The organism is Reyranella sp. GW821-FHT12G01 (assembly GCF_058806575.1).
The window spans coordinates 2,260,681-2,274,779 of record NZ_JBXAPV010000001.1 but is presented as its reverse complement, the minus strand read 5'-3'; the positions used below and the strand labels follow the sequence as shown (position 1 = coordinate 2,274,779).

Below are 14,099 nucleotides of genomic sequence, written 5' to 3'. Positions count from 1 at the left end.
GCAAACGGAAACTTCTAGGCGCCCGGCGCTTTCACCGGCGCGGTCTGGCGCATCGAACTGTTGGGCACCCAGGGACGATCGCCGCGCCGGGCATTGGCGGTCTCGCGCCGCACGCCGAGATCGTCAAGCCACAGCGCGTGTGCGCCGTCCTTCCAGGCGTCGCGGCGGTCGATGACGAGGCGCGGGCCGCGGCAGCGCGCCTGGGCGTCGACCGTGGAGAGCACGATATCGGCCGAGCCGCAGGCTTCGGCGAGCCGTTTCTCGTCGCTCACCATCGCGATGCGCCAGGGTCCCTTGCGCCAGCGGCAGAGGCCCGTGCTGCAGCCTAGCCCCAAGGCCTGCTGGTCGGCGCTCACGGTCCAGCGTTTGGCGCCCTCCTGCCCCTGCCGGCGCGCCCAGGAGTCGCTGACGAACCGGTCGGTGCGCGCCGAGGCGACGTGGACCACGCCCTTCTCGTCGCGCAGGCCGAGCACGCGACCATCCTCGCTCATCAGCAGGTCGGGCGGCGGTGGCGGGCCGAGCATCAGCCCGGCGACGATGACCGGCAGCCCGGCATAGCGCCAACGCCGCCGCCACAGGCAGAGCCAGAGCCCGCCGGCGGTGAGAAGCCACAGGCTGGCGCCGGGCAGCGACGGCACGAGCATCGCGGCTTCGGGCCAGGCCGCGACGTGGAAGGCGATGGCGTTCAGCCAGTCGACGCCCCAGCCCATCGGCACCAGCGCGACCGCTTCCAGCCCGAACGGCATCAGCAGCATGGCCAGAAGGCCCCATGGCATGATCCAGAAGCCGGTCAGCGGCACGCCCAGAAGGTTGGCGACGACGCCGAGCAGCGAGAGCCGGTTGAAATGATAGGCCGCGAAGGCGCCGGTGGCGATCGAGGCGATCAGGGTCGTCAGCAGGCTGGCGCCGAGCGCGGCCCCGACACGCCACAACCAGCGATGCCGCGCGAGTTCGGCGCGCTCGTGCAGGCGCCGGCGCAACGGCGCCGCGGATTCCCAGCCCGCGATCAGCGCGACCACCGCGGCAAAGGACATCTGGAACGATGCGCCCGTCAGGGACTCCGGCGCGATCAGGAGCACGATCACCGCCGACCATGCCACGAGGCGCAACGACAGTGCCGTGCGGTCGAGCAGGATTGCGAGCAGCGCGAAGGCCGCCATCGCGCAGGCGCGCTGTGCCGGTACCGGCGCGCCGGCGAGCGCGGTGTAGAAGAGCGCCGCCATCAGCGCGAGCACGGCGGCCACCTTCTTGGCGTCGATGCGGAGGGCCAGCGGCGGGATCAGCGCGATGCCGTAGCGCACGAGCCCCATTACCAGCCCGACCACGAACACGATGTGCAGGCCCGAGATCGACAGGATGTGCGCCAGGCCGGAATCGCGCATCGCCTGGGCCACGTCCTTGTCGACGGCGGTCTGTTCGCCGACCAGCAGCGAGGCGATCACGCCGCCTTCCGGTCCCGGCAGCACCTTCATGATGCGGGCGGCCACGTCGGCGCGCAGCGCGTCGAGGGTGCGCACGAAACCGTCGGGCTTGCCGGGCTCGATCACCGTCGCAGGCGCCAGCGCATAGCCGACGGCGCCGAGCTGCTGGTACCAGGCCACCCGCTGGAAATCGAAGGCGCCGGGCGACGCCGGTCCCGCCGGCGGCGACAGGTTGGCCAGCACCAGCAGCCGGTCGCCGATCACGAGCGGCGGCGCACCCCGGCTCAGCGTGACGCGGACCTTGGCTGGCATCATCTCGGGCGGCGGCACGCCGTTGCCGCGCAGCCGGACCGCCTCAAGCACGACGCGCACGCCGTCGGGCAGGCGCTGGATGTCGGCCACCCTGCCCTCGACGTTGAGGCTGAAGAGCGGGCGGCTGAGGGTCGGCGCAGCGAGGCTGGCGGTGCGCCAGGCGACCAGGCCAAAGCCGGTGGAGGCCGCGACCGCGCCGATGGCCAGCGCCCGGGCGAGGCTTCCTGCAGGCGCCAGCACGGCAACGCCCAGCGCGCTTGCCGCCAGCGCCGGGCCGACCCAGAGCGCGGGCTCGCTCGGCAGCTCGAAGTAGATCGCAATGCCCAGTCCCAGCGCCACGGGCAGCCATAGCATCCAGCGGCCGCGCTCGGCGTCCAGCTGCTGTAGAATCCAGGCGCGCGGGTTTGACACTACCCGGACGCTCCCCTACCTACGGCGCGCTTTTCCGCCAAAATTGCGGCAAAACCCGCGCTTACCGAGCACAAGTTCCCAGGCCGATGACCGTCGTAACCCGCTTCGCCCCCTCGCCGACCGGCTACCTCCATATCGGCGGCGCACGTACCGCCCTGTTCAACTGGCTGTTCGCCAAGCATCACGGCGGCAAGTACCTGCTGCGCATCGAGGACACCGACCGCGCCCGCTCGACCGAGCCCGCGATCGACGCGATCCTCGACGGCCTGTCCTGGCTCGGTCTGCCGTGGGATGGCGAGGTCACCTATCAGTTCGCCCGCGCTGCCCGCCATGCCGAGGTCGCGCACGAGATGCTGGCCAAGGGCCACGCCTATCACTGCTATGCCTCGCCGCAGGAGCTCGACGAGATGCGCGCGGAGCAGAAGGCCGCCGGCAAGCCGATGCGCTACGACGGACGCTGGCGCGACCGCGACCCGAAGGAAGCTCCCGCCGACGTGAAGCCGGTCGTGCGCCTCAGGGCGCCGCAGACCGGCCAGACGATCATCAAGGACGCCGTCCAGGGCGAGGTCACGGTCGAGAACGCCCAGCTCGACGACATGATCCTGCTGCGCGCCGACGGCACGCCGACCTACATGCTGGCCGTCGTCGTCGACGACCACGACATGGGCGTGACGCACGTGATCCGCGGCGACGACCATCTGAACAATGCCTTCCGCCAGCTCCAGATCATCCGTGCGATGGGCTGGCCCGAGCCGGTCTATGCCCACATCCCGCTGATCCATGGCCCGGACGGCGCCAAGCTCAGCAAGCGTCACGGCGCACTGGGCGTCGATGCCTATCGCGACATGGGCTTCCTGCCGGCGGCGTTGCGCAACTACCTGCTGCGTCTCGGCTGGGGGCATGGCGACGACGAGATCATCTCGACGGCGCAGGCGATCGAGTGGTTCGATCTCGACGGTGTCGGTCGTTCGGCCTCGCGCTTCGACATGGCCAAGCTCACCAACCTCAACGCGCACTATCTGCGCGAGACGCCGGATGCCGAATTGCTGCCGCTGGTGCTGCCGCGCATCGAGGAGAAGCTCGGCACCGTCGATGCCGCTGGCCGAGAGCGCATCGTGCGCGGCCTGTCCGGCATAAAGCAGCGCGCGCGCACCCTGATCGAACTTGCGGACAGTCTTGCCTTCTACGCCCGCGCTGGCGCGCCGCCGATCACCGACGACAAGGCCCGGGCGCTGCTGACACCCGACGCCCGTGCCGTGATGGCAAAGCTCGCGCCGGCGCTGGAGCCGCAGGCGGGCGACTGGAGCGAAAAGGCGCTGGAAGAAGCCGTGCGCAAGTTCGCCGAGGCGAACGGGCTGAAGCTCGGCCAGGTCGCTCAGCCGCTCCGAGTTGCGCTGACGGGCTCGACCGCCTCGCCTGGCATCTTCGAAGTGCTGGCCGTGCTGGGGCCTGCCGAGAGCAAGGTTCGTTTGCTGGCGGCCGCCGCTTGAACGGGAGACAGGTAATGGATGACAAGAAGCCGATGCCGGAGGCCGCTGCGAACGAAGAGGCGCGGGATTTCATTCGCGACCTGGTTCAGTCGGATCTCGCCAGCGGAAAAGTGCAGAGTCTCGTTACGCGCTTTCCACCGGAGCCGAACGGCTATCTGCATCTCGGCCACGCAAAATCCATCTGCTTGAATTTCGGAGTTGCGAACGAATTTGGCGGCCGCTGCCACCTTCGCTTCGACGACACCAACCCCGCGAAGGAGGAGCAGGAGTACATCGACGCCATCAAGCGGGACGTACATTGGCTCGGCTTCGACTGGGGCGAGCATCTGTACCATGCGTCGGACTATTTCCAGACGTTGTACGATTGGGCCGAGCACCTTATCCGCGCCGGCCTCGCCTATGTAGACGACACCCCGCCCGACGAGATGCGGGCAATGCGCGGCACGCTGACCGAACCGGGTCGCGCTTCGCCGTACCGCGACCGCTCGGTGGAAACCAATCTCGGCCTGTTTCGAGACATGCGCGCCGGCAAGTTTCCGAACGGTGCCTGTGTGCTGCGGGCGAAAATCGACCTTGCTTCCGGCAACATGAACCTGCGCGACCCCGTCCTGTATCGCATCCTGCACGTGGCTCACCCGCGCACCGGCACGCAGTGGTGCATCTACCCGAACTATGACTTCGCGCATGGCCAGTCCGACGCCATCGAACACGTCACGCATTCACTCTGCACCCTGGAGTTCGAGGACCATCGTCCGCTCTACGAGTGGTTCCTCGATCACCTGCCGGTGCCAGCGCGCCCGCGCCAGACCGAATTTGCCCGCCTCAATATCGGGTACACGGTCCTTTCCAAACGCTACCTGACGGATCTGGTGCGACGCGGCATCGTAAGTGGATGGGACGATCCGCGCATGCCGACGCTGGCAGGGCTGCGCCGTCGCGGCGTGCCACCGGAGGCGATCCGCGACTTCGTTCGGCGCATCGGCATGTCCAAGGCCAACAGCGTCGTCGATCTCGCCATGTTCGATCACTCGATCCGTGACCATCTCAATCGAGCAGCGCCGCGGCGCATGGCGGTCCTGCGGCCGCTCAAGCTCGTGATCGAGAACTTTCCCGAAGACCACGTCGAAGAGCTGGAGGCCGTCAATCACCCGGGAGATCCGGGCGCCGGCACGCGTACGCTTCGATTCAGCAGAGAAGTCTTCGTCGAGCGCGACGACTTCATGGAGAATCCGACGAACAAATTCTTCCGGCTGGCGGTGGGGCGGGAAGTCAGGCTGCGCTACGCCTATCTCGTCACCTGCCGCGAGGTGATCAAGGATGCAGACGGCAACGTGGTCGAACTTCGCTGCACCTACGATCCCGCGAGCCGCGGCGGCAACGCGCCGGACGGTCGAAAGGTAAAGGCCACCCTGCACTGGGTATCCGCCCGGGATGCGCTTCCCGCCGAAGTCCGATTGTACAGCACGCTCTTTAGCCGCCCTGACCCGGGCCTCGGTGGCGATCTCGATGCCGACCTGAATCCAGGCTCGCTCGAAGTCGTATCGGGCGCACTGCTGGAGCCTTCATTGGCAGAAGCACCTGAAGGGCAAGCCGTGCAGTTCGAGCGGCTGGGCTATTTCTGCCCGGATCTCGCGAGCCGCTCGGGGACTCTGGTGTTCAACCGCACGATCGATCTGCGGGATACCTGGGCAAAGGTGCAGGTCCAGAGTTAAGGACAGCGGTGCCCCGAGACGAGGCGCGATTGCTGGCGGCTGCCGGATAGAATGATCCAGCCGCAGCGATCACGCTGCGGCGATGACAACACGCGTCTGGATCTGGCTGCTGTCGCTGTCCGTCCTGTGGGGCGGCTCGTTCTTCTTCGCCAAGGTGGCTCTGGCCGAACTGGCGCCGCTCACGGTGGTGTTCTGTCGCGTGGCGCTGGCGGCCCTCGCCCTGAACCTGGCGCTGGCCCTGGCGGGCAAGGGCCTGTTCCGGCCCAGCACGCCATGGCGCAGCTACGCCACGATGGGACTGCTGAACAACCTCGTCCCCTTCGGACTGATCTTCTGGGGGCAGACGCAGATCCATTCCGGGCTGGCGTCGATCCTGAACGCGACCACGCCGCTCTTCACCCTGGTCGTCGCGCATTTCATCACGGACGACGAACGGATCGACGGCCGCAAGCTCGGCGCGCTGCTGATCGGTATTGCCGGCGTCGCGGTGCTGGTGGGACCGGAGGTGATCTCGAAGAGCCAGGGCATGGCCGGCCAGCTGGCCTGCCTCGGCGCGGCACTCTCCTACGCCTTGGCCGGCGTCTATGGGCGCCGCTTCCGGACGATGGGCGTGGCGCCTCTCGATGCCGCCACGGGACAGGTCACCGCGAGCGCCATGTTGATTCTGCCGATCATGCTGGTGGTCGACCAGCCATGGTCGCTTGGTGCCTTTCCGACGATGGTCACCTGGAGTGCGCTTGCAGGCCTCGCGCTGCTTTCGACGGCTCTCGCCTACTTCCTGTATTTCCGCATTCTTGCGGTGGCCGGGGCGACCAACTTGTTGCTTGTCACATTCCTGATACCGGTGACGGCTATCCTGCTCGGTGCACTGATCCTCGGCGAGCGGCTGGAGCCGCGACAATTCGCGGGGATGGTGCTGATCGGCCTCTCCCTCGCGGTAATCGACGGCCGAATCCCAAGTCTTCTACGCCTCGCGAAATAGCGGCCCGGCTGCACAATTGCGCTGTCTGGGGTGGCTTGTTAGGGTGCCGCCGAACCGGCGAACGGCACCCATTTTGGTGCGCGCGCCTTGCCCGAATCGAGCCTGAAAAGAGTTCATCCTATGGCCAAATCGACCGTGACGCTGACCGACAACGAAACCGGCAAGTCCTATGAGATGCCGATCATTCACGGCACCATCGGGCCGCGTCTGGCCGATATCCGCAAGTTCTACGGCGAGTCGGGGATGTTCACCTACGACCCCGGCTTCACCTCGACCGGCTCGTGCGGTTCGAAGATCACCTACATCGACGGCGACGAAGGCCTCCTGCTCCATCGCGGCTACAACATCGCCGAGCTCGCCGAGCAGAGCGACTTCATGGAAGTCTCTTACCTGCTGATGAAGGGCGAGCTGCCGAACAAGGCGCAGAAGGACAAGTTCGTCAAAGACATCACGAACCACACGATGGTTCACGAGCAGCTCAGCCAGTTCTATCGCGGCTTCCGTCGCGACGCCCATCCGATGGCGATCTGCTGCGGCGTCGTCGGCGCCCTCTCCGCCTTCTATCACGACTCGCTCGACATCCATGATCCGCACCAGCGGATGGTGGCGTCGTACCGCCTCGTCGCCAAGATGCCGACGATCGCGGCGATGGCCTACAAGTATTCGGTCGGCCAGCCGTTCGTGTATCCGCGCAACGACCTCTCCTACGCCGCCAACTTCCTGCGCATGATGTTCTCGGTCCCGGCCGAGGAGTACGAGGTGAACCCGATCGTCGAGAAGGCGATGGACCGCATCCTCATGCTCCATGCCGACCACGAGCAGAACGCCTCGACCTCGACGGTCCGCCTCGCCGGCTCCTCGGGCGCCAACCCGTTCGCCTGCATTGCGGCCGGCATCGCCTCGCTGTGGGGCCCGAGCCATGGCGGCGCCAACGAAGCCGTCATCAACATGCTGAACGAGATCGGCGGCAAGCAGAACATCCCGGGCTTCCTGTCCCGCGTGAAGGACAAGGCCGACCACACCCGCCTGATGGGCTTCGGCCATCGCGTCTACAAGAACTACGATCCGCGCGCCAAGGTGATGCGCCAGACCTGTCACGAGGTCCTGACCTCGCTCGGCGTCACCCATGATCCGCTGCTCGAGCTGGCCATGGAGATGGAGCAGATCGCGCTCAAGGACGACTACTTCGTCTCGAAGAAGCTCTACCCGAACGTCGACTTCTACTCGGGCATTATTTTCCGCGCGATCGGCATCCCGACCTCGATGTTCACCGTTCTGTTCGCGGTGGCCCGTACGGTCGGCTGGATTTCTCAGTGGAACGAGATGATCGAGGATCCGGACCAGAAGATCGGCCGTCCGCGTCAGCTCTACAACGGCCAGACCGAGCGCCCCTACAAGCCGCTTCACATGCGGGGCTAGTTCGCTCTCCGGGAGGGAAGCGAGAAGCACATGGCAAGATCATCATTCGGGCCGCACCGGGGGGAAACATCCTGGGCAGCCACACAGACACCAAGGGTCATGCCGCGCATCGTGCGGCTTGGCCGTCCGGCCAACGACAATGTCCGCCCGGCCGGCGTGCGGACATGGGTGTTCGTCACCGCGGCCGGGATCACCGGCGCGGTACTGGCGCTGATCGTCTCGAACTGGCGGTTCTTCTAGAGCCGGGTGACTTGGCGAAACGAATTAAGGCCCGCGATTGCGGGCTTTTTTTCGTGGATTGGGATGGCTTTGAGCTTCGGGTGTTTCTCCGGCGCTCCCGGACATTGCCGGAGGCAATGTCCTGCCGCTCCCTGGGCTGAGCGAAGCTCAGCCCTTACGCTCAATCAGCTCGATCTTGTAGCCGTCGGGGTCTTCAACGAAGGCGATGACGGTCGTGCCGAACTTCACGGGGCCGGCCGGGCGCGTGACCTTGCCGCCGGCCTTGGTCACTTCCTCGCAGAGCTTGTAGCAATCGGGCACGCCGATCGCGAGATGGCCGAAGCCGGTGCCCAGCTCGTAGGGCTTTTCCTGGTCCCAGTTGTGGGTCAGCTCGACCACGCAATGCTCGGGCTCGTCGCCATAGCCGACGAAAGCCAGGCTGTACTTGCCGTCCGGCACGTCGCGCTTGCGCAGCAGCTTCATGCCCATCGGGCCGGTGTAGAAAGCCAGCGACTTGTCGAGATCCTGAACGCGGATCATCGTGTGCAGCATGCGGTAATTGGCGGCTTGGGTATCGGGCATCTTCCCCCTCCCTATCGGCTGTTTGCTATCGGTCCCGGATCATTGCGGCAAAGGTCGCCTCGGCCGCGACCTTGCCGTCGACCATGGCCTTGCCGGAGAACTTCCAGACGTTGGCGCGGCTCTGCACCTTCTGGACGTGCAGTTCGAGCCGGTCGCCCGGAACGACCGGGCGGCGGAAGCGCACGCCGTCGATCGACATGAAATAGACCAGCTTGCCTTCCGACTCGCCGCCGTAGGTCGCGACGACCAGGACGCAGGCCGTCTGCGCCATCGCCTCGACGACGAGTACGCCCGGCATGACCGGCTCGGACGGAAAATGACCCTGGAAGAACGGCTCGTTGATCGTGACGTTCTTGATGCCCACCGCGCTCTGCTCGAGCTGCATGTCGACCACCTTGTCGATCATCAGCATCGGATAGCGATGCGGGATCATCTGCAGGATGCGCTTGATGTCGACGGACGTCGTGGTCGCGGTGCTGGCGTTCTCGGTGTGGGCGTTCATGACCGCGGTCTCTCCCACTCAGAATCGCGTGCCGAAGCTGAAGCGCAACACCTGCTGCTTGTCCCACAGCTCGTATTGGATGGGCACCGCATAGTCGATACGGATCGGGCCGAAGGGCGAGGCCCACTGGATGCCGACGCCGCTCGATACGCGCATCAGCTGGCTGGTCAGCACGGACGTGGCGCCATAGGCCGATGCCTGGACACCCCAGAGCGAGCCCACGTCGACGAACGCCTTGCCGAGCAGGCCGATTTCCTTCGGCACGAGCGGCAGCGGATAGGAAACCTCGGTCGTGCCCGTGTAGTAGTACTGGCCGCCCAGCGAGTCGGTGGTGTTGGCGTCGCGGGGGCCGATACCGCCGACCGAGAAGCCGCGAAGCGTATCGCCGCCGATGAAGAACAGGTTGTTCAGCCGGATCTGCGATCCCGAATAGGGCACCACCAGGCCGGCCGAAGCGCCGATCGACCAGACGAAGTCCTCGAACAGAGAGCGGTAATAGACGGCGTCGGCGGTCGTGCGGACATACTGCTCCGTACCGATCGCGCCGGCGGCGGCGATCGTGTTGCGGATCAGGAAGCCCTTGGTCGTGTTGAGGCGAACGTCACGCGTATCCCAGAGGATCGTCTCGGAAAGTTCGGAAACGACCTGCGTGCCCGAGTTCTGCTGGATGATCGGCGAGGCCCAGGGCTGAATGTTGTAGATGTCGGTCTGGCGCAGCGTGTAGCGGACGATCTGCCGGATATCCTCGGAATAGGCCCAGCCGCCGCGCAGCGCGAAGCCCAGGCTGCGATCGCTGTAGCTCGCGATCGACTGGCGATCGTTCGAGGTCCGGAAAAGGTCGAAGCCGGCCGAGATCTGGCGATCCATGAAATAGGGCTCAGTGAAGCCCAGGTCGATGGAGGTGCTCAGTGTGCCCAGTGACAGACCGATACGGGCTTCCTGGCCCTTGCCGAGCAGGTTTCGTTCCCTGACCGAGATGTCGCCGACGATACCCGCCGTCGTGGAGTAACCGGCGCCGAACGAGATTTCGCCGGTGCTCTGCTCGACGACCTGGACCTCGAGGTTGGTCTTGTCCGGCGACGAGCCCGGCGCGGCCGAGATATCAACCTTCTCGAAGAAGCCGAGGTTCCTCAGGCGCTGCTGGCTGCGGCGGACCTTGGCGGTGCTGAAGGCGTCGCCCTCGGCCAGGCGGAACTCGCGGCGGATGACCTTGTCGAGCGTTCGGGTGTTGCCCGAGATGTTGATACGCTCGACGTAGACGCGCGGCCCTTCCTGGACGTCGAAGGTGACGTCGATGGTGTTGTTGTCCTTGTTGCGCCGGATGTTGGGGCGCACTTCCACGAAGGCGTAGCCCAGCGAGCCGACCGCTTCCTGGATGTTCGAGACCGACTTCTCGACCTGGTCGGCGTCGTACCACTCGCCCGGCGCGATCGTGAGGAAGGTCTGGAGCACGTCGGTGTCGAGGCCCTGGAAGCGACTCGTGACGTCGATCTTGCCGAACTTGTAGCGGTCGCCTTCATTGATCGTGAAGGTGATGAAAAAGCCTTCGCGGTTGGGCGCCAGCTCCGCCACGGCGGAGACCACGCGGAAGTCGGCGTAGCCTTCGGACAGGTAGAACTTGCGCAGCAGCTCGCGGTCGAGATTGAGGCGATCCGGATCGAAGCGGTCGTCGGACGACAGGAAGCGCCACCAGGCGCTCTCCGACGTCCTGATCTTGCCGCGCAGCGTGCCGTCACCGAACGCTTCGTTGCCCACGAAGCTGATGCGCTTCACGCCGGTCACGTCGCCTTCGTTGATCTCGAAGACCAGATCGACGCGGCCCTGCTCGAGACGGATGATCTTGGGTTCGACGACGGCGTTGTAGCGGCCGCCGCGGCGATAGATGGTCAGGATACGGTCGACGTCGGCCTGGACGCGCGCGCGCGTGTAGACCTGGCGCGGCTTGGATTGCACTTCGTCGCGCAGCTTGTCGTCGTCGATCTTCTTGTTACCCTCGAAGACCACGCGATTGATGATCGGATTTTCCGTCACCTTCACGACGAGGGTCGAACCCTGCATCTCGATCACGACGTCGGCGAACAGCCCGGTCGCGAACAGCGCCTTCAACGAGCGGTCGGCCGCGGCCGCGCTGAACGGTTCACCGACCTTCAGCTGCAGGTACGAGCGGATGGTCTCCGTCTCGGAACGGACATTTCCCTGAATCTGGATGCCGGCGATCGTGCCACCACCAGCCGCAACGACGCCACCACGCTGGGCGTGTGCCGGCGCACCAAAAGCCAGAATTGCAACGATGGCCAGTACGGCCCAACGAAAGATCAAACTCACCCCCGGCGCCAGTCAGACCTGCCGATGGTCAAAAACGTGAACGCAGCTTTCTAGACCGGCAAGGGGGCGTAGGCCACCCCTTTTGTCCCCCGCTCTGAAGCCGCGCAGACGCATCAACTCAGCGCAGCAAAAGCCTGATGTCATTGAATGTTGCGATCAGCGCCATGCCGATCACCAGAGCGAAACCGAGCTTCAGCCCAACCTCCTGCGCTCGCAGGCTGAGGGGCTTTCCGCGCACGGCTTCATAGGCATACATGGCCAAATGGCCGCCATCGAGCATCGGCACCGGCAGCAGGTTGAAGACACCCAGAACCACTGACAGTGCGATCACGAGGTTGAGGATGCCGACCCAGCCGGCATAGGACGCCTCGCCGGCCGCCTTGGCGATGCGGATCGGACCGCCCAATTCATCCACAGGCCGCGTGGCCGTCAGGATCTGGCCCATCGACGTATAGAACATCGAGGTCATGCCCCACACGGCGCGCACCCCTGCTCCCATGGCGCCGATGACGCCGTGGTTGCGAAGCTCGGTCACGCCGGCCGGCCGGACGCGCAGGCGCCCGACAATCTGCTCCTTGCCTGCGCAGTCGACCGACTTGTCCAGGATCGGAACGACCGTCGTCTCGTCGAAGCGGCCGTCGCGCTCGTACTTCACCGTCACCGGCTGGCCGCCGCTCTTGCCGATCAGTTCGGGGATACGGGAGAAGTATTCGACCGGCTTGCCGTCGATCGCCACCAAAAGGTCACCGGCCTTGAGGCCCGCGGCCTCGGCCGGGCTGTTCGCCGTGAAGCCGCCGACGACCGGCCGGATGAGCTGGTCGATGCCGAGGTCGCCGTAGCGCAGCGTGTTGTTGTAGCGATCGGTGCGCTCGCAATATTGCGGCGAGATCTCGCCGCGCAGCAGCTGGTTGCCGCGGCGGTATTCGACCGACATCGGCTTGGCCCAGTAGAGGAACTGCGCTTCCTGGATGTCCTCGAAACGGTCGATGCGCTTGTCGGCCAGGCGGACGATCTCGTCGCCGGTGCGCAGGCCCGCCTTGGCCGCGGGTCCGTCCATCTGCACGGCGACGGTCGGCGGCGTGTAGGGCTCGCCCGCGAAGAAGAAGACACCGGTCAGCAGCAGGAAAGCGAAGATCAGGTTGGCGGCCGGTCCACCCAGCACCACGGCGGCCCGCGCATAGAGAGGCTGGCTGAAGAAGGCGCGTTTGCGGTCCGCGGGCGAAAGTGGCTCGTCGGTCGGCGTGGCGCTGGTCGCATCGTTGTCGCCCAGGAATTTGACGTAGCCGCCGAGCGGCACGGCCGAGACCTTCCAGCGCGTGCCGTTGCGATCGGTCCAGCCGAAGATCTCAGGCCCGAAACCGATCGAAAATACCTCGGCATGGATGCCGAAGCGGCGTCCGACCCAGTAGTGGCCATACTCGTGGACGAACACGAGGAGTGTCAGGACCAGAACAAAGTACGGCAGGTATGTCGTAAACAGGCTGACGATGCTTTGCATGCCTTACTCGACCATGAAACTTGTTCTACTTCAATTGCTTAGGGCTTTGGCCTGACAGAAATTCTCAGCCAGCCTGCGCGCTTCCAGATCGGCCGCCTGAACCTGCTGAAGGGCATCCACCGCATCGCCGATACCGTTCCAGCCCGCCATCACGTCCTCGACGATCCGGGCGATGTCGAGGAAGCTGATCCGGCGCGCCAGGAACGCCGCCACCGCCGCCTCGTTCGCCGCATTCAGCACGATGGGAGCGTACCCGCCCGTCACCAGAGCTTCTCGCGCCAACCGTAGAGACGGAAAGCGGCCGGAATCGGGCCGCTCGAACGTCAGCGCCGGGATGTTCATGAAATCGAGCTTGGCGGCCGGCCCGTCGATGCGCGCGGGCCAGCCCAGCGCGTGGCTGATCGGAATGCGCATGTCGGCGGTGCCGAGCTGGGCCAGTACCGAACCGTCGCGGTAGGCCACCATCGAATGGATGACCGACTGCGGGTGCACGACGATGTCGACCTGGCTCTCCGGCAATCCGAACAGGAGCTGCGCCTCGATCAGCTCGAGCCCCTTGTTCATCATGGTGGCCGAATCGATCGAGATCTTGTCGCCCATGTCCCAGTTGGGATGGGCCAGCGCCTGCTCGGGCGTCACGTCGGCCATGTCTGCCAGCGACCAGTTGCGGAACGGTCCGCCCGACGCGGTCAGGATCAGCCGGTCGACCGCCTTGTGCTGGTCGGGTTCGAAGACCTGGAAGATGGCGTTGTGCTCGGAATCCACCGGTAACAGCACGCCGCCCGATTGTTCGATGGCGTCGATCAGGAGCCGGCCGGCGCAGACCAGTGCTTCCTTGTTGGCGAGCGCCACCATGGCGCCGCGTCGGGCCGCCACCAGGGTCGGTGCAAGGCCCGCGAAGCCGACCACGGCACACATCACCCATTCGGCCGGGCGAGATGCAGCCTCGACCACGGCGTCCGGACCGGCCGCGGCCTCGATCGAGGTGCCGGCCAGGGCGTCCTTGAGGGCGCGGTAGCGATCCGGATCCGCCACGACCGCGAGCCTGGCGCGCAGGCGCCTCGCCTGCTCCGCCAGCAACTCGACCGAGCGGCGGGCGACAAGCGCTTCGACCCGATAACTGGCTGGATCTCGTGCGATGAGATCGACGGTGCTTTGGCCGACCGAGCCGGTCGACCCCAGGATCGTGATTCCCCGCGGCTGGTCAGGCGACGGTGCCAGCCACT

Annotated in this window: 11 protein-coding genes; 5 read left to right on the top strand and 6 right to left on the bottom strand. The window is 65.8% G+C overall.

Annotated features, from left to right (window positions below; all coding sequences use genetic code 11):
- Positions 1 to 14: 14 nt before the first annotated feature.
- Positions 15 to 2,144: a ComEC/Rec2 family competence protein gene (locus AC1RP5_RS10865; RefSeq protein WP_493110654.1), complete on the bottom strand. Its 2,130-nt coding sequence runs from the start codon at positions 2,142 to 2,144 to the stop codon at positions 15 to 17.
- Between the two features lie 86 nt (positions 2,145 to 2,230).
- On the opposite strand from AC1RP5_RS10865, the gene gltX reads away from it, so the two are divergent.
- The 5 genes from gltX to AC1RP5_RS10840 all read left to right on the top strand — a co-directional run bounded on the left by gltX (position 2,231) and on the right by AC1RP5_RS10840 (position 7,987).
- A complete protein-coding gene (gltX, locus tag AC1RP5_RS10860; protein ID WP_493110653.1) occupies positions 2,231 to 3,634 on the top strand; it encodes a glutamate--tRNA ligase in 1,404 nt (467 codons plus the stop codon).
- Between the two features lie 14 nt (positions 3,635 to 3,648).
- Positions 3,649 to 5,346: a glutamine--tRNA ligase/YqeY domain fusion protein gene (locus AC1RP5_RS10855; protein WP_493110652.1), complete on the top strand. Its 1,698-nt coding sequence runs from the start codon at positions 3,649 to 3,651 to the stop codon at positions 5,344 to 5,346.
- An 82-nt stretch (positions 5,347 to 5,428) separates the two neighbouring features.
- A complete protein-coding gene (locus AC1RP5_RS10850; protein WP_493110651.1) occupies positions 5,429 to 6,328 on the top strand; it encodes a DMT family transporter in 900 nt (299 codons plus the stop codon).
- A gap of 120 nt (positions 6,329 to 6,448) precedes the next feature.
- Positions 6,449 to 7,747, top strand: coding sequence for a citrate synthase (locus AC1RP5_RS10845; RefSeq protein ID WP_493110650.1), 1,299 nt, complete (start codon positions 6,449 to 6,451; stop codon positions 7,745 to 7,747).
- A 99-nt stretch (positions 7,748 to 7,846) separates the two neighbouring features.
- Positions 7,847 to 7,987: a hypothetical protein gene (locus AC1RP5_RS10840; protein WP_493110649.1), complete on the top strand. Its 141-nt coding sequence runs from the start codon at positions 7,847 to 7,849 to the stop codon at positions 7,985 to 7,987.
- A gap of 147 nt (positions 7,988 to 8,134) precedes the next feature.
- Here the strand turns inward: AC1RP5_RS10840 and gloA are convergent, their stop codons facing one another.
- The 5 genes from gloA to dxr form a co-directional block, all read right to left on the bottom strand.
- Positions 8,135 to 8,548 carry a lactoylglutathione lyase gene (gene gloA, locus AC1RP5_RS10835; protein WP_493110648.1) on the bottom strand — a complete coding sequence of 138 codons (414 nt, stop codon included), beginning with the start codon at positions 8,546 to 8,548 and terminating at the stop codon, positions 8,135 to 8,137.
- A gap of 25 nt (positions 8,549 to 8,573) precedes the next feature.
- A complete protein-coding gene (gene fabZ / locus AC1RP5_RS10830) occupies positions 8,574 to 9,050 on the bottom strand; it encodes a 3-hydroxyacyl-ACP dehydratase FabZ (protein WP_493110647.1) in 477 nt (158 codons plus the stop codon).
- Positions 9,051 to 9,068: 18 nt separating this feature from the next.
- On the bottom strand, positions 9,069 to 11,375 hold the full coding sequence (bamA, locus tag AC1RP5_RS10825; RefSeq protein WP_493110646.1) for an outer membrane protein assembly factor BamA: 2,307 nt from the start codon (positions 11,373 to 11,375) through the stop codon (positions 9,069 to 9,071).
- Between the two features lie 118 nt (positions 11,376 to 11,493).
- Positions 11,494 to 12,873 carry an RIP metalloprotease RseP gene (rseP, locus tag AC1RP5_RS10820; RefSeq protein ID WP_493110645.1) on the bottom strand — a complete coding sequence of 460 codons (1,380 nt, stop codon included), beginning with the start codon at positions 12,871 to 12,873 and terminating at the stop codon, positions 11,494 to 11,496.
- 30 nt (positions 12,874 to 12,903) lie between these two features.
- On the bottom strand, positions 12,904 to 14,094 hold the full coding sequence (dxr, locus tag AC1RP5_RS10815; RefSeq protein ID WP_493113341.1) for a 1-deoxy-D-xylulose-5-phosphate reductoisomerase: 1,191 nt from the start codon (positions 14,092 to 14,094) through the stop codon (positions 12,904 to 12,906).
- Positions 14,095 to 14,099: the final 5 nt, after the last annotated feature.

Coding starts and splice junctions, on each gene's coding strand:
- gltX (WP_493110653.1), top strand. CDS start 2,231: ATGACCGTCGTAACCCGCTTCGCCCCCTCGCCGACCGGCTACCTCCAT.
- AC1RP5_RS10855 (WP_493110652.1), top strand. CDS start 3,649: ATGGATGACAAGAAGCCGATGCCGGAGGCCGCTGCGAACGAAGAGGCG.
- AC1RP5_RS10850 (WP_493110651.1), top strand. CDS start 5,429: ATGACAACACGCGTCTGGATCTGGCTGCTGTCGCTGTCCGTCCTGTGG.
- AC1RP5_RS10845 (WP_493110650.1), top strand. CDS start 6,449: ATGGCCAAATCGACCGTGACGCTGACCGACAACGAAACCGGCAAGTCC.
- AC1RP5_RS10840 (WP_493110649.1), top strand. CDS start 7,847: ATGCCGCGCATCGTGCGGCTTGGCCGTCCGGCCAACGACAATGTCCGC.
- gloA (WP_493110648.1), bottom strand. CDS start 8,548: ATGCCCGATACCCAAGCCGCCAATTACCGCATGCTGCACACGATGATC.
- fabZ (WP_493110647.1), bottom strand. CDS start 9,050: ATGAACGCCCACACCGAGAACGCCAGCACCGCGACCACGACGTCCGTC.
- rseP (WP_493110645.1), bottom strand. CDS start 12,873: ATGCAAAGCATCGTCAGCCTGTTTACGACATACCTGCCGTACTTTGTT.